The following is a 19592-nucleotide window of genomic DNA, read 5'->3' as shown; positions in this document are numbered from 1 at the left end:
TCGGGTCTCTCGTAGAGGACGCATCATGCCCAAACTGGCGGGCGCCCGCCTGCCGCGCGAGGGACAGGACGCTGGCTGCAAGCCCGGCGGCCTGCCGCCCGCGGTGCTTACCGCCGCGGCCCCAGCAGCACCACGCCGCGCTCCTCGAACAGCCGCATGCGGCTGTCGTCGTAGGGCGGCAGGCGGTCGGCGCGCGTGAGGACCATGTCGCCGGGCAGCGGCTCGCGCTTGGGCGACACGCGCTGCAGGTAGACCGCGAAGCTGGGAAGGTGCAACTGCCACTGCGCCACGGTGCCCGGCCGCGAAGCAGCCACGGCGGCAGCGCGCCGCACGGGCCCCTGCAGGGCCTCGCCGAACCAGGGCAGCACCACGCCGGCGATGAACAGGGCCAGCGCCCCGCCGGCGCCGGCGAGCCGCAGCGGCGAGGGCGACTGCACCGGACGCCAGGCCAGCAGCAGGCCCAGCGCCAGCACGAACAGCGCGGCCGGCATCCAGCCCGGGGCCGGTGCCCCCGACAGCAGCGCGCGGTAGAAGGGATCGCGCACCGTCGGCGCGAAATGCAGCACCAGGAACGGCAGTGCCGTCACCAGCAAGGCGGTGGCGAACAGGCCCCCCGCGACGACCCGGCGCAGGCGCGGCGAGGCATCGGCCAGCGCGCGCGCCATCAGCAGCACCATCGGCGCGTGCCCGTACAGCACGTAATGCGGCAGCTTGGTCGACGCGAAGGAAAAGAACAGCACCACGAAGGCGCTCCACCCCAGCAGGTAGCGCCCGAGCGGATCGGCCCAGGTGGCGCGCCAGCGGGCCAGCACCGTGACCATCAGCGGCGTCCAGGGCAGCGCGAGGAGCGGCAGCACGACGAGGAAGTACAGCGGCGAGCCCGCATGGCCGCCGATGGTGCCGGTGAAGCGTTCGACGTTGTGCTTCAGCAGGAACCCTTCGACGAACAGCATGCCGTGCCGGTGCAGCGCATAGGCGTACCAGGGCACGGCGATCGCGAGCAGCAGCGCCCAGCCGGGCAGGTCCAGCAGCGCGCGCCGCAGCGGCGCCCAGCGCCGGCTGCCGGTGCACCACACGAGCACCGCGGCGCCCGGCACCAGGATGGCGATCGGGCCCTTCACCAGCAGGCCGAGCCCCACCCACGCGAAGGTGCGGCGCAGCGGCGCCTTGCGCTCCGATTCGATGAAGCGCCAGGCATCCAGCGTGGCCAGCACCAGCAGCAGGTTCAGCAGGCCGTCGGCCGTGCTGGCGCGGCCTATCATCTGGAAGCCGAGCGTCGTGACCGTCAGCATGCCGGCCAGCAGCCCCGTGCGCTCGCCCCAGCGCCGCGCCGCGAAGCCGGCCAGCGCCAGCGCCATCACCCAGCACGCGAGCGCCGAGGGCAGCCGCACCGAGAATTCGTTGAAGCCGAACAGCGTGGCCGCCGTGGCCTGCAGCCAATAGATCCCGATCGGCTTGTCGAAGCGGTTGTCGCCGTTGAGCGTGGTGTGGCCCCAGTCGCCGCTGGCGAGCATCTCGCGGGTGGCTTCGGAGAACGCGCCTTCGTCGACGTCGAACAGCGGCGTGCCTCCCAGCTGCCACAGCAGCGGCAGGGCCAGCACCAGCGCCCAGAGGATGCGACGCCAGGCCGGCACCGCTGACGCGCGTTCCCAGCCGGCGGCGATCGGCGCGGGATCAGCCATGCCAGCCGGCCTCGGCAGGGGCCTCGCCAGGGGTCTCGCTGCCCTCGCCCGCCCGCACGCGGTAGGGGCGCGCGCGGCCGACGTCGAAGTAGACGCGCATCAGCAGTTCGGCCAGCACGCCGGTGGTGAGCAGCTGCACGCCGCCCAGCACCAGGAAGAAGCCGAGCGACAGCATGGGCCGCGTGCCGATCTCGTGGCCGGTCAGCTTGAGCACGCCCATGTAGGCCAGCATGAGGGAGCCGACGAACAGCACCCCCAGGCCGATGCCGCCGAAGAAGTGGCCGGGTCGGGTACCGAAGCGCAGGAAGAAGTGGATCGCCAGCAGGTCGATCAGCACGCGGAAGGTGCGCGAGATGCCGTACTTGGAGCTGCCCGCGCGGCGCGCGTGGTGCCGCACCGGCTCCTCCGCCATGCGCGAGGGGCTGGTCACGGTGGCGAGCCAGGCGGGAATGAAGCGGTGCATCTCGCCATACAGGCGCACCTGCCGCAGCACGCTGCCGCGGAAGATCTTCAGGCTGCAACCCAGGTCCTGGAACTTCAGGCCGCTGACGCGCCGGATCAGGCGGTTGGCCAGCATCGAGGGGATCTTGCGCAGGAACATGCCGTCCTGGCGCTGGCGGCGCCAGCCAGCGACCATGTCCAGGTCCTCGGCGAGCAGGCGCGCCACCATGCGGGGGATGTCGGCGGGGTCGTTCTGCAGGTCGCCGTCGAGGGTGGCGACCACGTCGCCGCGCGAGGCGTCGATGCCGGCCTGCATGGCGGCGGTCTGGCGGAAGTTGCGCGCCAGGTGCAGCACGCGGATGTGGGTGCCGGTCTCGCGCGCGCGCCGGTCCAGCGTGCGGCCGGTGCCGTCGGTGCTGCCGTCGTCGACCACGATCAGCTCCCAGGGCCAGGGGTAGGCAGCGAGTGCGGCCTGCACGGCGTCGATCAGCGCGGTGGCGTTCTCCACCTCGTTGTACATGGGGACGACGACCGACAGGCTGTGCGCGGGCAGCGCGGCGAGCTCGCCGACGGCGGGCTCTTCCACGGTCGTTTCGGCCAGCACGGCCTCGGGGAGGGAAGCGTAGTTCATGAGGGCGACTCCTCGCGCAGTTTGGAGCCGGGCAGGCGCAACTGGGCGACGGCCGCGGCGCCCAGCGCCACGGCCAGGCTGAAAGCATGCACCGCCAGGGCGGCGGATACGACGAGGCCGACCGCGTCGGGCGCGGCACCGGCGGCGAGCCACACGCCACCTTCGTAGGTGCCGAGGCCGGCGGGTGGCTGCAGGGGTTGCACGCCGGCCAGCTCGCCGCCGAGCGCGGCGCGCCAGGCGTCGAGCAGCGGCAGGCCGGCCAGCGCGGCCAGCAGGCAGCCATTGGCCAGCACCTTGAGCGACCAGTTGCCGGCGCTCACGGCGAGACCCTTCCACGGATCGGCGACCTCGCCGACGGCACCGCTGCCGCCGCCGGCGCGCCGGGCCAGCCAGCGCCACACGGGAGGCAACAGGAAATGCAGCGCCCCGGCGGCCAGCACGGCGCCGGCCAGGCGCTGCCACAGGGGCAGCGGCAGCAGCAGCAGCACCGCCAGCATCCCGAGCACCGCCATGTCCTGCAGCCGCCAGCGCAGCAGGGCGATGCCCGCCGCGCCCCAGCCGACGCCCCACTGCCGCCGCACGGCCATCAGGTACGCGGCCTCGCCGGCGCGCAGCGGCAGCATCAGGACCATCGCGTTGTGGGTGAGCACGAGGCGCAGGCACTCCCACCAGCGGACGTGCGCGAGGTGGCGCCAGTCGCGCTGCAGGCGCACGGCCCGCAGGCTGTGGCCGGCCAGGAGCGCGGCGCCGGCGGCGAGCCAGCCCCAGGCCGGCACCTGCGCCGCCTGCGCGCCCAGCGCATCGAATTGCGCATGCCGCAGCAGCCAGGCCCAGGCGAGCAGGCACACCAGGACCGTGAAGGACACACGCACCCAGTACAGCGGGCGCGCCGCGGCCGGCGCGGGCGCGGCAACTTCCAGCGGCTTCATGTGCGCTCCGCGGGCGCGTCCGGCAGCGCGGGGAAGGGCCGAGCCGCGCGGGTCGCGCGCCAGCGCCAGGCCGCACTGGCGCAGGCCAGGACGGCGACGGCGATCACCATCATCCGGGCGGCCGGATAGCCGGTGCGCTCGGCCAGCAGGCCGACGGCGCCCAGCACTTCCACCACGGCCACGCAGCGCTGGCCCGCGCGCGTACGGATGCGCCGCGCCAGCCCCTGGTGCAGGCGCTGGCCGGGGCCGGATTGAACGGCGGCCAGGCACAGCGCAACGGACAGCAGGCCCAGCCCGAAGCCGACCAGCGTATCGGAGGGCCAGTGCGCGCCGACCACCACGCGCGAGGCCGCCATGAGGGCCGCGCCTGCGAGCAGCAGCGCCCGCCAGGCCGGCCGGCGCCCCGGCACCACGAGGCACAGCAGCGCCGCCATGGCAGCGGCCGTGACGGAATGGCCCGACGGCATGGACACGGAGCCGCGGAAGGTCTCCCCGATGACGTGCATCTGCGGCAGCAGCCCGCTGGCGGCCGGCCGCGGCACGGCCAGCAGCCACTTGGTGACGTGGGTGAGCAGGCCGCCGACGATGAACACGGGCAGCAGCAGGGCGGCCAGCCACCCTGCTCCGCGGTCCGCGGCCAGCACCACGATCAGGGCGCACCAGCCGAGGGCCAGCACCGTGAGGCAGGACCACAGCACGGTGTCGAAGGCCGTGGGTGCGCTGGCATGCGCGCGCAGCAGCAGGGCCGGATCGGCGCCGGCGAAGTGCACGGCGATGCCGGCGAGCACGAGAACGAGGCCGGCGCCGCCGAGCCAGGCCAGCGCGCGGCGGGGTGAAACCTGCAGCGTGCTCATGCCCGCGCTGCCCCCTGGTAGGAGGTCAGGTACCAGTCGGCGAAGCGACGCAGGCCGACGCGCAGCGGCGTGGCGGGACAGGGCCCGATCCAGTCGTGCAGGCGCTGCGTGTTGGCGCCGGTGGCCAGCACGTCGCCCGGCTGCAGGGGCATGAGGCGACGTTGCGCCTTGCGGCCCAGCGTGTCCTCCAGCGCGGAGATCAGTTCCAGCAGGTGCACCGGGTGGCCGCCGCCGACGTTGAAGACGCGGAACGGCGCGTCGCTGCTCACCGGATCGGGTCGGGCCGGATCGAAGGCCGGGTCCGGCGTGGCGGGCTTGTCCAGCAGGCGCAGCACCGGGTCGGCGACGTCGTCGACATAGGTGAAGTCGCGCACCATGTTGCCGTCGTTGTACAGGTCCAGCGGCTGGCCTTCCAGGATCGCCTTCGTGAAGCGGAACATGGCCATGTCGGGCCGGCCCCAGGGACCGTACACCGTGAAGAAGCGCACGCCGGTGGTCGGGATGCGGAACAGGTGGCTGTACGCATGCGCCATCAGCTCGTTGGCGCGCTTGGTGGCGGCGTACAGGCTCATCGGGTGGTCGACGCCCTGCTCCTCCACGTAAGGCAGTTGCGCATTGGCGCCGTAGACGCTGGAACTGCTGGCGTACACCAGGTGCTCCACCCGCATGGCGCGGCAGCCTTCCAGCACGTTGACGAAACCCTGCAGGTTCGAGCCGGCGCTGGCGTGCGGTGCGACCACCGAATGGCGCACGCCCACCTGCGCAGCCAGGTGCACCACGCGCTGCGGCGTGGCGCGGTGGAAGGCCTCGGACAGGGCCATGCCGTCCTCGAGCGAGACCTGCTCGAAGCGGAAGTCCGGATGCGCGCGCAGCCGCGCCAGCCGCGCCAGCTTGAGCGCCGGGTCGTAGTAATCGTTGAGGTTGTCGATGCCGACGACCTCGTCGCCGCGCGCCAGCAGGCGCAGCGCGACGTGCATGCCGATGAAACCGGCCGCACCGGTGAGCAGGATCTTCATGCGCCGGGGGGAGGAACGAACAAGGAGAGTGGCCCGCGGCCGCGAAACCAGGCTGCGAGCCTGCCGTCGGCCGGTATGGTGGACCTTATCGCGCCAAAGTATGCAACAGAATCATTGCTGCCGGCTTAACGCAGGTCAGGTCACCCCCGGCCGCGCGGGGGCTCCTCGCGGCTCAGGCGGGCCCGCACCACGATCAGCACGACGCCGGCGACCGTGGCCAGCCCCCCCAGCACGCCGAGGCTCCAGCCGCCGATCGCCGTCCGGCCGTGCGACGCGATGCCCAGCGCCAGCACGAACAGGCCGCCGTAGATCAGCGACCAGGCGATGGTGTCCATGCGGGCGAGCGTGCGCTGCGCGGCCATCAGAACGCGTCCTCCGGCATGGAGGCGCAGGTGGCGTCGCGCGTCTCCACCACCCGCAGCCATGCCGGGATCTTCGGCAGCTCGTAGTGGAAAAAATACCGGGCTGCGCGCAGGCGGCCTTCGTCGGCGGCGTGCGTGGGCTGCGCCGGCAGCGCGAGCAGCACGTCCAGCCAGGTCCAGGCGATGACCAGGTGGCCGAAGGCCTGCATGTACGGCACCGCGTTGGCCAGGGCATCGGCGGGGTTGCCGGTGGCCCACGCGGCCTTGGTGGCGGAGCCGACCTTCTGCAGCGCCTGGCCGAGCGCGTTGGCGTGTTCGGCCAGGTGGGGCTGCTGGATGGCGCGCTCGATCGTGGCATTGATGCGGCCGGCCAGCAGCAGCAGGCCCTTGCCGCCTTCCATCACCACCTTGCGACCGAGCAGGTCCGCGGCCTGGATGCCGTGGGTGCCCTCGTGGATCATGTTCAGGCGGTTGTCGCGCCAGTACTGCTCCACCGGGAAGTCGCGCGTGTAGCCGTAGCCGCCGTGGACCTGGATGGCCAGCGAGTTCGCCTCCAGGCAGAACTCGCTGGGCCAGCTCTTGGCCACCGGCGTCAGCACCTCCAGCAGCAGGCGGGCCTCGTCGGCGGCCTGCGGCTCCCCGGTGTGCTGTTCGTCCACCAGGCGCGCGCACTGCAGCAGCAGCGCCAGCGCGCCTTCGCAGGTCGACTTCTGCGCCAGCAGCATGCGCTTGATGTCGGCGTGCTCGATGATGCGGACCTGCGGCTGCGCGGGATCCTTCCCCGCCGGCGCCACGGGGCGGCCCTGCGGCCGCTGCCTGGCGTATTCGAGCGAGGCGTAGTAGCCGGCGAGGCCGAGAGAGGTGGCCGCCATGCCGATGCCGATGCGCGCCTCGTTCATCATGTGGAACATGCAGCGCAGGCCTTCGCCGGGACGGCCGACGAGATAGCCGATGGCGCCGGCGCCGCCGCGCACCGGGTAGCGGCCTTCGCCGAAATTCAGCAGCGTGTTGGTCGTGCCGCGCCAGCCCAGCTTGTGGTTCAGGCCCGCGAGCGCGATGTCGTTGCGCTCGCCGGTGAGCTGTCCTTTGGTGTCCACCAGCTTCTTGGGCACGATGAACAGCGAGATGCCGCGCGTGCCGGGGACCAGCTTGCCGTCGGCGCCGGGGATCTTGGCCAGCACGAGGTGCACGATGTTCTCCGCCAGCTCGTGCTCGCCGGCGGAGATCCACATCTTGTTCCCCTTGAGGCGGTAGCGCGGCCCGAGCGGATCGGCCTCGAAGTCCGCGCCGTCGGGGGTGGCGCGGGTGGCGACGTCCGACAGCGACGAGCCGGCCTGCGGCTCCGACAGGCACATCGTGCCGGAGAAACGGCCGCTGAATTCGTTGCGCGCGAAGACCTCCTGCTGCAGCGGCGTGCCGTGCGCCATCAGCAGGTTGGCGTTGCCTGTCGTGAGCAGGCCGCCGCCGATGCTGACCGACGCGGTGGCGAAGAAGGTCCCGGCCGCGGCCTCGATGGTGTAGGGCAGCTGCATGCCGCCGATGGCGTAGTCCTGCGCGGCACCGAGCATGCCGGAGGCGACGTAGGCGTCATGCGCCTCGTGCGTGGCGCGCGGCAGGATCACCCGCTCGCCGTCGAAGCGCGGCTCCTCGGTGTCGACCAGCCGGTTGAACGGCGCGTACTTCTCGCGCGCGATCCGCTCGCAGGTATCGAACACCGCCCCGAAGGTCTCGCGCGAATGCTCCGCGAACCGCGGCCGCTGCACCAGCGCATCGGCGTGCAGCCAGTCGTAGAGGAGGAAGTCGAGCGTGGAACGAAGCGTGGACATGGCAGCGTGGCGGCTGATCAGGCAATCTCAACGCAAAAGCCGCGAAAGCACGCAAAAGCCACGAAAAAAACCTTGGGATTCTTTTGCGGCTTTTGCGAAACCTTTGCGGCTTCTGCGTTCCTCTTTCTCTCTCGATCTGCCTCAGAGCACTTCGAACACCCCCGCCGCCCCCATCCCGCCACCGATGCACATCGTCACCACGACGCGCTTGGCGCCGCGGCGCTTGCCTTCGATGAGGGCGTGGCCGGTCAGGCGCTGGCCGGAGACGCCGTAGGGGTGGCCGACGGCGATGGCGCCGCCGTTGACGTTCAGGCGGTCGGCGGGGATGCCCAGCTTGTCGCGGCAATAGAGCACCTGCACCGCGAAGGCCTCGTTCAGCTCCCACAGGTCGATGTCCTGCACCGTCAGGCCCAGGCGCTTGAGCACCTTCGGCACCGCGAATACCGGGCCGATGCCCATCTCGTCGGGCTCGCAGCCCGCCACCGCGAAGCCCAGGAAGCGGCCGATCGGCTTGAGGTTGTTGCGGCCCGCGTACTCCTCGCTCACCACCACGCAGGCGCCGGCGCCGTCGGAGAACTGGCTCGCATTGCCGGCGGAGATCACGCCGCCGGGCAGCGCCGGCTTGATGCCGGCAATGCCTTTCTTGGTCGTGCCCGGACGCAGGCCCTCGTCCTGCGACACCGTCACTTCCTTCGTCATGAGGCCCATCACCGGGTCGGCCACGCCGGCCTTCACGGTGATCGGCGCGATCTCGTCCTTGAACAGGCCGGCTTCCTGCGCGGCGCAGGCCTTCTGCTGGCTGGCCGCGCCGTATTCGTCCATCCGCTCGCGCGAGATGTCGTAGCGCTTGGCCACCTGTTCCGCCGTCTGCAGCATCGACCAGTAGATCTCCGGCTTCTTCGCATTCAGCGCCGGGTCGCGCAGCATGTGCTGGTTCATCTCCTGCTGCACGCAGGAAATGCTTTCGACGCCGCCGGCGACGTAGACCTCGGCCTCACCCGCGATGATCCGCTGCGCGGCCATCGCGATGGTCTGCAGGCCGGAGGAGCAGAAGCGGTTGACCGTCGCGCCCGAGACGGTGATGGGCAGGTCGGCCATCAGCGCGATCTGGCGCGCGATGTTGGCGCCGGTGGCGCCTTCGGGGTTGGCGCAGCCCATGAGGACGTCCTCCACCGCATCGGGCGCGACGCCCGCGCGCTCGAGCGCGGCCTTCACGGCGTGGCCGCCGAGCGTGGCGCCGTGCGTCATGTTGAACGCTCCCTTCCAGCTCTTGCAGAGGGGGGTGCGGGCGGTGGAGACGATGACGGCGTTGGTCATGGTGATGGCCTTTCGTGCGGGTTCAGGCGGTGGGCGCGTTCAGGTTGCGCAACAGTTGATGATAGAAGCGCACCAGCTCCGCCAGGTTGGCGACGGCGATGCGTTCGTTGGTGCCGTGCAGGCGCGGCAGGTCGGCGGCCTGCACGCGCACGGGCGAAAACCGGTAGACGTTCTCGGTCAGGCCGACGAAGTGGTGGGCATCCGCGGCAGCCACGAACAGCGCGGGCGTGACCACGAGCTGCGGGTCGAGCGAACGCAGCGTGCGGTTCAGCAGCTGGAACGAGGGGGCGCCGGTCGGTGCGATCGGCGACGGCTCCACGGCGCCGGGCAGCTCGCTCACTTCGACACCCGGGCCGACCTTGCCGCGCACGGCCGCGAGCACGCTGGCGCGCGTCTCGCCGGGCAGGATGCGGAAGTTCACGACGGCCTCGGCCTGCGCCGGGATCACGTTCTCCTTGGTGCCGGCCCGCACGATCGTCACCGCGGTCGTGGTGCGCAGGACGGTGTTGCTGCTGGCCGCGCGTTCCAGCTGGCGCGTGACCAGGGGCCCGAACAGCCACAGGTTGGACAGCGCGACGCGCTGGAAGCCCTGCATCTCGGGCGCGACCGTCTCGAACATCTCGCGCGCCACGCCCTGCAGCCCGGCGGGGAAGGGATCCTCCTCGAGCCGGCGCAGGGCGGCGTTCAGCAGGCCCACCGCCGTCTGCGCGGCCGCCGGCGGCGCCGAGGAGTGCCCCGCCACGCCGCGGGTCTTCAGCGTCACCGACAGGTAGCCCTTCTCGGCGACGCCGATCAATGCCACGGGCCGGGCCACGCCGGGCACCAGGCCTTCGCCGATGAACATGCCTTCGTCGAGGACGAACTCCAGCCTGGCCTGGCGCTCCTGCAGCAGGCGGGCGATCTGCTGCGCGCCGCGCAGGCCGCCCACTTCCTCGTCGGCGCCGAAGGCGAGATACACCGTCTGGCGCGGCTGGAACCCGGCCGCCAGCAACATCTCCACGGCTTCGAGCTGGGCGACGATGTTGGCCTTGTCGTCCCAGGTCCCGCGGCCCCAGACGAAGCCCTCGCCGACCGTGCCGGAGAACGGCGGGTGCTTCCACTGCGATTCGGTGGCGGGCTCCACCGGGACCACGTCCTGGTGGGCGAGCAGCGCGACGCTGCGAGCCTCCGGGTCCGTGCCGGGCCAGGTGTAGAGCAGCGACAGGCCGATGACCTCGCGCTGGAGGCTGGCGTGCACGCGGGGGAAGCGCTCCTGCAGCCAGGCATGCAGGGCGCGGAACTGATCGGCGTTGGCCTGCGGATCCGCCTGGCTGGCGACGGTCTGGAAGCGGACGGCGCCGGCCAGCTTGTCCGCGACCGCATTCGCGTCGACCGCCAGCGGCGGCGCCGGCGGCACGGCGAGCTGGCGCGAGCCCTGGCGCAGCGTGTTGGCCGCCAGGATGGCGGCCAGCAGCAGCACGAGGACGGCGAGGACGACAAGGACGCGCTTGAGGCTACGCATGACGAAACGACGTTGCGCCTGCGGCGCTCCATGACGGAATGATCCGGTCATTCCGTCATCGAGCACAGCGAGGTCATTCCGCCATCAGTTGAAGGTCTTGCCTTCGGAGGCCAGCTTGAGCAAGAGCGGCGCGGGCTCCCAGAACTTCGCGTCGTCGCGCGGGTTCTTCTGGAAGCGCTTCATGGCCTGGGCCACGTTGAACAGCCCCACCTGGTCCGCATAGAGCATCGGGCCGCCGCGGTGCACCGGGAAGCCGTAGCCCGTGATGTAGACCATGTCGATGTCGCTGGCGCGGGCGGCGATGCCCTCCTCCAGGATGCGCGCGCCCTCGTTGACCAGGGCGAACACCAGGCGCTGCACGATCTCCTCGTCGGAGATCCTGCGCGGCTCCACGCCCAGCGACTTGCGGTGTTCGACGATCATGTCTTCCACCAGCTTCGACGGGATCGCGTCGCGCTTGCCGGGCTGGTAGTCGTACCAGCCGGCGCCGGTCTTCTGGCCGAAGCGGCCCAGCTCGCACAGCTTGTCGGCGCTGCGGCTGTACAGCATGTTCGGACGCTCCTGCGCGCGCCGCTTGCGGATCGCCCAGCCGATGTCGTTGCCGGCCAGGTCGCCCATGCGGAACGGTCCCATGGCGAAGCCGAACTTTTCGATCGCCTTGTCCACCTGCTGCGGCGTGGCGCCCTCGTCCAGCAGGAAGCCGGCCTGGCGGCTGTACTGCTCGATCATGCGGTTGCCGATGAAACCATCGGTCACCCCGGAGACGACCGCCGTCTTGCGGATCTTCCGGGCCAGCGCCATCACGGTGGCCAGCACGTCCTTGCCCGTCTTCGCGCCGCGCACCACCTCCAGCAGCTTCATCACGTTGGCCGGGCTGAAGAAGTGCAGGCCGACGACGTCCTCGGGCCGGCGGGTGAAGCCGGCGATCTTGTCCACGTCGAGCGTGGAGGTGTTGGAGGCCAGGATCGCGCCCTTCTTCATCACCGCGTCCAGCATCTCGAACACCTTCTGCTTGACGGCCATGTCCTCGAACACGGCCTCGATCACCAGGTCGGCATCCCTGATGTCGTCGTAGGAGAGCGTGGTCTTGAGCAGGCCCATGCGCTCGTCGTACTTGTCCTGCTTCAGCTTGCCCTTCTTGACCTGCGACTCGTAGTTCTTGCGCATGGTGGCGATGCCGCGGTCCAGGGCCTCCTGCTTCATCTCGAGGATGGTGACCGGAATGCCGGCGTTCAGGAAGTTCATGGAGATGCCGCCGCCCATGGTGCCCGCACCGAGCACGGCGACGCGCTCGATCGTGCGCTTGGGCGTGTCTTCCGGCACGTCGGCGATCTTGGAGGCCGCGCGTTCGGCGACGAACAGGTGGCGCAGCGCCCGGCTCTCCGGCGTGAACATCAGCGCCGTGAAGATCTCGCGCTCGTAGGCCATGCCTTCGTCGAACTTCTTCTTCGTGGCCGCTTCGATGGCGTCCACGCACTTGCCGGGGGCCGGGAAGTTCTTCGCCATGCCCTTGACCATGTTGCGCGCGAAGCCGAAGTAGGCGTCGCCCATCGGATGCTTGCACGGCATGTTGCGCACCAGCGGCAGCGGGCGCGTGTCGGCGACCGCGCGGGCGAAGGCGATCGCCTCCTCCTGCAGGCTTTCGGGAGAGGCCGCCATGCGGTCGAACAGCTTCTGGCCCGGGAGCTTCGCCAGCATGTCGCTCTTGACCGGCTCGCCGCTGACGATCATGTTCAGCGCGGGCTCCACCCCCAGCACGCGCGGCAGCCGCTGCGTGCCGCCGGCGCCGGGGATCAGGCCCAGCTTCACCTCGGGCAGCGCGATGTTGGCGCCCGGCGCCGCGATGCGGTAGTGGCAGCCCAGGGCCAGTTCGAGCCCGCCGCCCATCGCCACGGAATGCAGGGCGGCCACGATCGGCTTGGACGAGTTCTCGCAGGCAAGGATCACGGAGAGCAGGTTCGGGTCCTGCGTGGCCCGGGCCGTCCCGAATTCCTTGATGTCCGCGCCGCCGGAGAAGGCCTTGCCCGCGCCGGTGATCACGATGGCCTTGACCGCGGGATCGGCGTTGGCCTGGTCGATGCCGGACGCGATCGCGCTGCGGGTGGCGTAGCCCAGCCCGTTGACGGGCGGGTTGTTCATGGTGATCACGGCCACGTCGCCGTGGACCTGGTATTCAGCCGTCATGCCTGCTTCCTTCGGGTGAGAATAGAACGGTCGTTCGCTTTTGCGATTCTAAAGTTCGATGCGCCAGGGACTCCTGCGCGGATGTCGCAACCGGGACAAGAGTGGCCGGGTCTATCACAACGAAGGCAGCAATGCCAGCGCGAGGCGGGGCTGCAGGCGCGGACGGCGGCGTTTCCGGCGCGGGATCTTTCCGGCGCGAGGGATGTCATACGAAGGTCGTCGTGCTGCTGCGCCCGCCCGGGTCAGACGTCTTTTCGCATCAAATTGACGCTCTGATCCCTAGTCGATTTCCCTAAACAGGCCTGAGCCTCGTGGCCATCTCGGCCCTTTCTTGGCATGCTGCATGCTGTGCGCTCGCCCGTGTGACGCGCATCACAGAAACACAAGGCAATACAGGGAGGAATAGAACAATGAGCACGATGAGCAACTTCCCCTCGGTGGGTCACGCCGACTGGCGTGACGAAGCGTTGCTGCTGCCGCTGGCAGGGCTCGATCCCGAGAGGGCGGGTTGCATCCCCGGACTGCGGCTGCGCGTGCTGCGTACCGCCCAGGAGCGGGAGGCCATTGCCGGGCTGCGCCGCCATGCCGCTTTCCGCGTCGAGCAGGATCTCGGCCTGGGGCTCCAGCCCTTCGAGCAGATCCGCGACGAAATGGGCCTGGTGACCGCCGTCTACCGCGACGAGCGCCCGCTCGCCACGCTGCGTTTCGTGCCCACCGGCCAGGGACTCACCGGGGCCGAGCGCCTGCTCGAGAAGATGCCCTTCGACGCGTCCATCCTCGGCGCGGGCAGCTGGGAGGTCGGCCGCGTGATCATGGAACCGGAAGACCGCGCCCCCGACCTGCTGCTGGAATGCCTGACGGTCACGCTCAAGGATCTGATGCAGATGGAGGACGTGCGCCACTTCCATGCGACGACCACGCTGGCCATGGCGCGCCTGTGGCGCCGCGTGGGCCTGCACACGGTGGTCACCGCCACCGGCGAAAGCGGTGGCCGCTACGCGCTCGTGCATGGCCGGGTCGAGGACGTCGCCGCCGCCCTGCACCTGCGCGTGCCCGGCGTCCGGCCGCAGGCCGCCTGCGCGCACCGCGAAACGGGCGTCGCGGCGGTGGCCTCTGTCTGAAGCGGTGCCGGGCCAGGGACAACGCATGAACGCCATCAAGCGCTTCACCCGGGGGCTGGCGCGTTCCTACCGCTTCCACCACGAGACCAACTCGACCCTGCTGGACTGGATCGGCGTGGTCGGCGTCGTCGCGTTTTCCGCGCTCTACCTCGTGCGCCTGACCGGCAAGCTGCCGCCGCGCTGGGACGACGTCTGGTTCCGCATCCCCGCGATCGTGAGCTGCCTGCTGCTGGCGCTGCGCCGCTGGTGGCCGGCGCCGGTGGCGCGCTTCTACCTGCCCTACTCGTACGCCACGGTCTTCTACTGCCTCGCGTTCTTCATGCCGCTGTCGCTGCTGGAGAACCATGGCGCGCCCAACACCGTGGTCAACATGATGATCGGCGCGGTGCTGGTGGTGCTGCTGACCGACTGGCGCAACACGCTGCTGATGATCGTCGGCGGCTATGCCGGCAGCACGGCCTTCTTCCTGGCGACCCGTCCGGCGTGGGAGTTCCCGCTGGAGTTCCTCTACTGGTGGGTGCCGCTGTGCCTGGTGCTCGTGGCGGCCGGCAGCATTTCCAAGTACGTGGAACGCCGCGCCGAACTGGAGCGCCTGCGTCGCCTCTACTCCGGCCTGGCGGGCTCGATCGCGCACGAGGTGCGCAACCCGCTGGCGCAGATCCAGCACTCCATGCGCACGGCGCAAGCGATGCTGCCGCGCGGCACCGGCGAGGTCGTGGCGGTGCCGCGGCACCAGCTCGACGCGATGGCGCGCGAGCTCGCCCAGGGCACCAACGCGGCGCACCGCGGGCTGCAGGCGATCACCCTGACGCTGCAGCAGGTCAACGGCAAGTCCCTGGACAGCAGCAGCTTCACGCCGCTGTCGGCCGCCACCTGCGTGCACAAGGCGGTGCAGGAGTACGCCTATGAAAGCCTGGAGCAGCGCTCGCGCGTCGAGGTGCAGGTCGTCGGCGACTTCGTGTTCCAGGGCGAGGAGACGGCCTGCGTGCTGATCCTCTTCAACCTGCTGAAGAACGCGCTCTACTACCTGCCGCTGCACCCCGAGGCCAGCATCACGGTGTCGGTCGAAGCGCAGCCGGTGCACCGCATCGTGGTGCGCGACACGGGCCCCGGCATCGCACCGGATCGCCTGTCGGAGCTGTTCGAGGAATTCCACTCCTTCGGCAAGAGCGAGGGCACGGGCCTGGGGCTGGCGTTCTGCCGCCGCGCGATGCAGGCCTTCGGCGGCGACATCCGCTGCGACTCGCAGCTGGGGCGCTACACCGAGTTCACCCTGACCTTCCCGCCCGCTCCCGAAGGTGCGATGCCGGCGGCGTCGGTGCTGCAGGAAGTGCCGGAGGCGCCGGCCGTGAGTTTCGGCGGCCGCACCATCTTGGTGGTGGACGACAGCGCGTTCAACCGCGCCATCGTGAAGGCACGCCTGCGCGAGCTGGACCTGCGCGTGGTGGAAGCCCGCCACGGGCAGGAGGCGCTGCGCATCATCGACGAGGGCGCCCGTCCCGCGGCGATCCTGATGGACATGGAGATGCCCGGCATCAGCGGCATCGAGGCGACGCGGGCGCTGCGCGAGCGGCCGCCGCCGGCCAACACCATCCCGGTGCTGGCGCTGAGCGCCAACGACCTGCCGGCCTGGCGCGAGGGCGCGCTGGCCGTCGGCATGAACGGCTACCTCACCAAGCCGATCCAGCCCGAGATCCTGAGCGCGGAACTGGCGCGCGTGCTGAACCTCGACACGCACAGGTCCATGCACGAAGACCAGCCGGAGCCGGCCGCGTCGCACTGAGCGCAGGCGCGGCGGCCTGCCACGTCACCCAGGGGGGCGCGCGGCGCGGCCCCGCCCTCACACCTCCAGCCACTCCTTGCGCACGTAGGCGTCGCCGCGCAGCGTCTCGGGGGTGCCCTGGAAGACGATGCTGCCGTGGCCCATGACCAGCGCCCGGTCCGAGATCGACAGCGCAATGGTCAGCTTCTGTTCGATCAGCAGCACCGAGACGCCGCGGTCCTTGAGCGTCTTGAGGTACTCGGCCACCAGTTCGACGATCTTGGGCGCCAGCCCCTCGGTCGGCTCGTCGATGATGATCAGCTCGGGGTCCCCCATCAGCGTGCGGCACAGCGTGAGCATCTGCTGTTCGCCGCCGGAGAGCACGCCCGCCTCGGTGTGCTGGCGCTCCTTCAGGCGCGGGAACATGCCGTACATGTCGTCGAAGCCCCAGCGGCTGCGGGCGCCGGCGCCGGCCTCCTTCTTCGCCCGCGCGCTCTTCTGCCCCAGCATCAGGTTCTGGTGCACCGTGAGCTTGGGGAAGATGTCGCGGTTCTCCGGCACGTAGCCGATGCCGAGATGGGCGATCTCGTAGGGCTTGCGGCCGACGATGGGCTGGCCCTTCCAGGTCACTTCGCCGGTGCATTCCACCATGCCCATGATCGCCTTGGCGGTGGTGGAGCGGCCCGAGCCGTTGCGACCGAGCAGCGCGACGATCTCGCCCTCGCCCACTTCGAAGCGCACGCCGTGCAGCACGTGGCTCTTGCCATAGAAGGCGTGCAGGTTGTCGATCGCCAGCATCAGCGGCCTTCCTGCTGGGTGGCGATGATGGAGCCGAGGTAGGCCTCCTGCACGCGCTGGTTGGCCCGCACCTGCTCGGGCGTGTCGTAGGCGATGATCTCGCCGTACACCACCACCGCGATCTTGTCGGCCAGGCCGAACACCACGCCCATGTCGTGTTCCACGGTCAGCAGCGTCTTGCCGGTCGTGACCTCCTTGATCAGGTCGATGAAGCGCCGCGTCTCGGCGCGGCTCATGCCCGCGGTGGGCTCGTCCAGCAGGATCACGCTGGCGCCGCCGGCGATCGTGATGCCCACTTCGAGCGCCCGCTGCTCCGCGTAGGTGAGGTTGATCGCCAGCACGTCGCGCTTGCGGTGCAGGTGGATCATGTGCAGCAGCTGCTCGGCGCGCTCGTTGGCGTCGTCGAGGTCGGCGAGGAACTTCAGGAAGGTGTACTTGTAGCCGAGGCTCCAGAGCACGCCGCAGCGCAGGTTCTCGAACACCGACAGCTTGGGGAAGATGTTGGTGATCTGGAAGCTGCGCGAAAGCCCCAGCCGGTTGATCTCGAACGGCTTGCGGCCGTCGATGCGATGGCCATGCAGCAGCACCTGCCCGCTGGTGGGCGCGAAGCGGCCCGAGATCAGGTTGAACAGCGTGGACTTGCCGGCGCCGTTGGGGCCGATCACCGCGACGCGCTCGCCCTGGTTCACCTGCAGGCTGCAGCCGCGGATGATCTCTGTGCGGCCGAAGCTCTTGCGCACGTCCTTGAGTTCGAGGGCGACGGAGCTCATTCGGTAACCTCCCCCAGGGTGCGTTCGGGCGACCGTGCGGCGCTCACAGGCCTTCCCTTCTCTTCATCTCTCTCGCAATGAATTCCTGGATCTCGCCCCATTGGCGCGCGTAGTGCCGGCGTGCCAGCTCGAACATCGCCACGCCGGTGAGCATCACGAACAGCGCGCCGAACCAGCTGTCGGCGCCATGGGCATCCAGCGTGGCGCCCATGAACTGCAGCTTCGGCCCCAGTGCCGCATTGAGCTGCAGGTGGTAGACCATCTCGATCATCGCCGCGGCGCCGCACAGCGCCACCAGCGCCGTGAAGGCCAGTGCGAGGTAGCTGACCCACAGCTCCTTCAAGCGCCCGAAGGAAGCCACCCGCACGTTCATCATGATCAGGCTGGCGATGCCGCCCGGCGCGTACATCACCATGAACAGGAACACCAACCCCAGGTACAGCAGCCAGGCCTTGGTGAGCTCGGACAGCAGCACGCCGGCCAGCACCAGCAGCACGCCGCCGATGATCGGACCGAAGAAGAAGGTCGCGCCGCCGAGGAACGTGAACAGCAGGTAGGCCCCCGAGCGCGGCGCGCTCACCACTTCCGAGGTGACGATCTCGAAGTTCAGCGCCGCCAGGCCGCCCGAGATGCCGGCGAAGAAGGCGGACAGGATGAAGGCGATGTAGCGCACCTTCTGCGTGTCGTAGCCGACGAATTCCACCCGCTCCGGGTTGTCGCGCACCGCATTGAGCATGCGCCCGAGCGGCGTGCGCGTGAAGGCGTACATGGCCGCCGTGCAGACGAAGGTATAGAGCGCGATCAGGTAGTACAGCTGGATCTGCGGGCCGAAGGTGATGCCCAAGGGCTTGGGCCCGGCGACGCGGTTGCTGGAGATGCCGCCCTCGCCGCCGAAGAATTCGGGGAACATCAGCGCCGAGGCCCACACCAGTTCGCCGATGCCCAGCGTGATCATCGCGAAGGGCGTGGCGGCCTTCTTGGTCGTGACGTAGCCGAAGGCCACCGCGAACAGCATGGAAGCGATGCCGCCCGCCACCGGGACCAGGCTCACGGGGATCTGCCAGCCGCCCTTGGCCACGAGGTTGAGCGTGTGGATGGCGAGGAAGGCGCCCATGCCCGAATACACGGCATGGCCGAAACTGAGCATGCCGCCCTGCCCCAGCAGCATGTTGTACGACAGGCAGACGATGATCGCGATGCCCATCTGCGACAGCATGGTGTGCGACAGGCTGCTGGTGAACACCAGCGGCGCCAGCAGCAGGATCAGCGCATAGCCGCCCCAGATCGCCCAGCGCGCGACGTTGTACGGCTTGAACTCGAAGTAGTCCTTGTGGCGTGCCATGGTCATCCCTCCCGCGTACCGAGGAGGCCCTTCGGCCGGAAGACCAGCATCAGCACCAGGAACACATAGGGCAGGATGGGCGCGACCTGCGAGATCTTGAGCTTCCACAGCGCGTAGCCGAAGGTCTGGGGCGTGACGCCCACGCCCACCGTCTGCAGCGCGCCCATGAGCGATGCGTCGACGCCGACGGCGAAGGTCTGGATCACGCCGATCAGCAGCGAGGCGATGAAGGCGCCGGCCAGCGAGCCCATGCCGCCCACCACCACCACGACGAAGATCACGGAGCCCACGGTGGCGGCCATGCCCGGTTCGGTGACGAAGGCGTTGCCGCCGATGACGCCCGCGAGGCCCGCGAGCGCCGCGCCGCCGCCGAACACCAGCATGAACACGCGCGGCACGTTGTGGCCGAGCGCCTCCACCGTCTCCGCGTGGGTGAGCGCGGCCTGGATCACCAGCCCGATGCGCGTGCGCGTCAGCAGCAGCCAGATGGCCACCAGCATCAGCACCGCCACCAGCATCATGAAGCCGCGGTACATCGGGAACTGGGTGCCATAGAGGGTGAACAGCGGCCCCGACAGCAAGGGCGGCACGCGGTAGTCCACCGAGCTCGTGCCCCACACGAGCTGCACCATCTCCAGGATGATGAAGGACAGGCCGAAGGTGATCAGCAGTTCGGCCACGTGGCCGTACTGGTGCACCCGGCGCAGCGCGTACTTCTCGAACAGCGCGCCGAGCACGCCCACCAGGAGGGGCGCGACGAGCAGCGCCGGGAAATAGCCCAGGAGCTGCGTGCTGCTGTACGCGAAGTAGGCCCCCAGCATGTAGAAGCTGGCGTGGGCGAAATTGAGGACGCCCATCATGCTGAAGATCAGCGTGAGCCCGGAGCTGAGCATGAACAGCAGCAGCCCGTAGCTGATGCCGTTCAGCAGCGATATGGTGAAGAACTCCATCGTTGTTGTTCTATGACGGAATGACCTCGCGCTGCGCGCTCGATGACGCGGCGTCGCCGCATGACTTGCGTCATTGTGTCATCAAGCGCGCAGCGCGAGGTCATGC

At 69.9% G+C, this 19592-nt stretch carries 16 protein-coding genes; 2 read left to right on the top strand and 14 right to left on the bottom strand.

Features of this window, described 5'->3' with window-relative positions:
- Positions 1–107 precede the first annotated feature (107 nt).
- From JI746_RS20870 to JI746_RS20825, 10 genes are all read right to left on the bottom strand, one after another.
- Complete coding sequence (locus JI746_RS20870; RefSeq protein ID WP_201692211.1) at positions 108–1682, bottom strand: ArnT family glycosyltransferase; 1575 nt, start codon at positions 1680–1682, stop codon at positions 108–110.
- On the bottom strand, positions 1675–2754 hold the full coding sequence (locus tag JI746_RS20865) for a glycosyltransferase family 2 protein (RefSeq protein ID WP_201692210.1): 1080 nt from the start codon (positions 2752–2754) through the stop codon (positions 1675–1677). Before JI746_RS20865 ends, JI746_RS20870 begins: the two co-directional genes overlap by 8 nt.
- A complete protein-coding gene (locus JI746_RS20860) occupies positions 2751–3683 on the bottom strand; it encodes a lysylphosphatidylglycerol synthase domain-containing protein (protein ID WP_201692209.1) in 933 nt (310 codons plus the stop codon). Before JI746_RS20860 ends, JI746_RS20865 begins: the two co-directional genes overlap by 4 nt.
- Positions 3680–4537 (bottom strand): phosphatase PAP2 family protein, encoded by an 858-nt coding sequence (locus JI746_RS20855; protein ID WP_201692208.1) that lies wholly within the window; start codon positions 4535–4537, stop codon positions 3680–3682. Before JI746_RS20855 ends, JI746_RS20860 begins: the two co-directional genes overlap by 4 nt.
- Positions 4534–5553, bottom strand: coding sequence for an NAD-dependent epimerase/dehydratase family protein (locus JI746_RS20850; protein WP_201692207.1), 1020 nt, complete (start codon positions 5551–5553; stop codon positions 4534–4536). The genes JI746_RS20855 and JI746_RS20850 overlap by 4 nt, the downstream gene beginning before the upstream one ends.
- A 140-nt stretch (positions 5554–5693) precedes the next feature.
- The gene (locus tag JI746_RS20845; protein WP_201692206.1) at positions 5694–5915 is read right to left on the bottom strand and encodes a hypothetical protein; all 222 of its coding nucleotides are present in this window, start codon (positions 5913–5915) and stop codon (positions 5694–5696) included.
- Positions 5915–7741, bottom strand: a complete 1827-nt coding sequence (locus JI746_RS20840; protein ID WP_201692205.1) for an acyl-CoA dehydrogenase — start codon at positions 7739–7741, stop codon at positions 5915–5917. Before JI746_RS20840 ends, JI746_RS20845 begins: the two co-directional genes overlap by 1 nt.
- A gap of 141 nt (positions 7742–7882) precedes the next feature.
- Complete coding sequence (locus JI746_RS20835; RefSeq protein WP_201692204.1) at positions 7883–9058, bottom strand: acetyl-CoA C-acyltransferase; 1176 nt, start codon at positions 9056–9058, stop codon at positions 7883–7885.
- A 22-nt stretch (positions 9059–9080) separates the two neighbouring features.
- Positions 9081–10559 (bottom strand): M20 family peptidase, encoded by a 1479-nt coding sequence (locus JI746_RS20830; RefSeq protein ID WP_201692203.1) that lies wholly within the window; start codon positions 10557–10559, stop codon positions 9081–9083.
- A gap of 84 nt (positions 10560–10643) precedes the next feature.
- Positions 10644–12743, bottom strand: a complete 2100-nt coding sequence (locus tag JI746_RS20825) for a 3-hydroxyacyl-CoA dehydrogenase NAD-binding domain-containing protein (RefSeq protein ID WP_201692202.1) — start codon at positions 12741–12743, stop codon at positions 10644–10646.
- Between the two features lie 419 nt (positions 12744–13162).
- Between JI746_RS20825 and JI746_RS20820 the strand changes: the two genes are divergently transcribed.
- Entirely contained in the window at positions 13163–13864 is a 702-nt protein-coding gene (locus tag JI746_RS20820; protein WP_236600011.1) for a hypothetical protein, read from the top strand.
- A 25-nt stretch (positions 13865–13889) separates the two neighbouring features.
- On the top strand, positions 13890–15647 hold the full coding sequence (locus tag JI746_RS20815; RefSeq protein WP_201692200.1) for a hybrid sensor histidine kinase/response regulator: 1758 nt from the start codon (positions 13890–13892) through the stop codon (positions 15645–15647).
- Between the two features lie 57 nt (positions 15648–15704).
- Here the strand turns inward: JI746_RS20815 and JI746_RS20810 are convergent, their stop codons facing one another.
- From JI746_RS20810 to JI746_RS20795, 4 genes are read right to left on the bottom strand one after another with little or no spacing between them, the layout of a single operon-like run.
- Entirely contained in the window at positions 15705–16424 is a 720-nt protein-coding gene (locus JI746_RS20810; protein ID WP_201692199.1) for an ABC transporter ATP-binding protein, read from the bottom strand.
- Positions 16424–17194, bottom strand: a complete 771-nt coding sequence (locus JI746_RS20805; RefSeq protein ID WP_201692198.1) for an ABC transporter ATP-binding protein — start codon at positions 17192–17194, stop codon at positions 16424–16426. The genes JI746_RS20810 and JI746_RS20805 overlap by 1 nt, the downstream gene beginning before the upstream one ends.
- A gap of 43 nt (positions 17195–17237) precedes the next feature.
- Complete coding sequence (locus tag JI746_RS20800) at positions 17238–18536, bottom strand: branched-chain amino acid ABC transporter permease (protein WP_201692197.1); 1299 nt, start codon at positions 18534–18536, stop codon at positions 17238–17240.
- Between the two features lie 2 nt (positions 18537–18538).
- A complete protein-coding gene (locus JI746_RS20795; RefSeq protein WP_201692196.1) occupies positions 18539–19486 on the bottom strand; it encodes a branched-chain amino acid ABC transporter permease in 948 nt (315 codons plus the stop codon).
- Positions 19487–19592 lie beyond the last annotated feature (106 nt).

This window comes from Ramlibacter alkalitolerans (assembly GCF_016722765.1).
Classification (GTDB): domain Bacteria; phylum Pseudomonadota; class Gammaproteobacteria; order Burkholderiales; family Burkholderiaceae_C; genus Ramlibacter; species Ramlibacter alkalitolerans.
The sequence above is the reverse complement of the archived record's forward strand: the minus strand, read 5'-3'. Positions and strand labels throughout refer to the sequence as shown.

What these genes read in the sequence shown, in the direction of transcription:
- JI746_RS20840 (WP_201692205.1), bottom strand. Translation starts at nt 7,741, where the DNA reads ATGTCCACGCTTCGTTCCACGCTCGACTTCCTCCTCTACGACTGGCTG.
- JI746_RS20810 (WP_201692199.1), bottom strand. Translation starts at nt 16,424, where the DNA reads ATGCTGGCGATCGACAACCTGCACGCCTTCTATGGCAAGAGCCACGTG.
- JI746_RS20870 (WP_201692211.1), bottom strand. Translation starts at nt 1,682, where the DNA reads ATGGCTGATCCCGCGCCGATCGCCGCCGGCTGGGAACGCGCGTCAGCG.
- JI746_RS20825 (WP_201692202.1), bottom strand. Translation starts at nt 12,743, where the DNA reads ATGACGGCTGAATACCAGGTCCACGGCGACGTGGCCGTGATCACCATG.
- JI746_RS20815 (WP_201692200.1), top strand. Translation starts at nt 13,890, where the DNA reads ATGAACGCCATCAAGCGCTTCACCCGGGGGCTGGCGCGTTCCTACCGC.
- JI746_RS20845 (WP_201692206.1), bottom strand. Translation starts at nt 5,915, where the DNA reads ATGGCCGCGCAGCGCACGCTCGCCCGCATGGACACCATCGCCTGGTCG.
- JI746_RS20795 (WP_201692196.1), bottom strand. Translation starts at nt 19,486, where the DNA reads ATGGAGTTCTTCACCATATCGCTGCTGAACGGCATCAGCTACGGGCTG.
- JI746_RS20820 (WP_236600011.1), top strand. Translation starts at nt 13,163, where the DNA reads ATGAGCAACTTCCCCTCGGTGGGTCACGCCGACTGGCGTGACGAAGCG.
- JI746_RS20865 (WP_201692210.1), bottom strand. Translation starts at nt 2,754, where the DNA reads ATGAACTACGCTTCCCTCCCCGAGGCCGTGCTGGCCGAAACGACCGTG.
- JI746_RS20850 (WP_201692207.1), bottom strand. Translation starts at nt 5,553, where the DNA reads ATGAAGATCCTGCTCACCGGTGCGGCCGGTTTCATCGGCATGCACGTC.
- JI746_RS20860 (WP_201692209.1), bottom strand. Translation starts at nt 3,683, where the DNA reads ATGAAGCCGCTGGAAGTTGCCGCGCCCGCGCCGGCCGCGGCGCGCCCG.
- JI746_RS20855 (WP_201692208.1), bottom strand. Translation starts at nt 4,537, where the DNA reads ATGAGCACGCTGCAGGTTTCACCCCGCCGCGCGCTGGCCTGGCTCGGC.
- JI746_RS20835 (WP_201692204.1), bottom strand. Translation starts at nt 9,058, where the DNA reads ATGACCAACGCCGTCATCGTCTCCACCGCCCGCACCCCCCTCTGCAAG.
- JI746_RS20805 (WP_201692198.1), bottom strand. Translation starts at nt 17,194, where the DNA reads ATGAGCTCCGTCGCCCTCGAACTCAAGGACGTGCGCAAGAGCTTCGGC.
- JI746_RS20830 (WP_201692203.1), bottom strand. Translation starts at nt 10,559, where the DNA reads ATGCGTAGCCTCAAGCGCGTCCTTGTCGTCCTCGCCGTCCTCGTGCTG.
- JI746_RS20800 (WP_201692197.1), bottom strand. Translation starts at nt 18,536, where the DNA reads ATGGCACGCCACAAGGACTACTTCGAGTTCAAGCCGTACAACGTCGCG.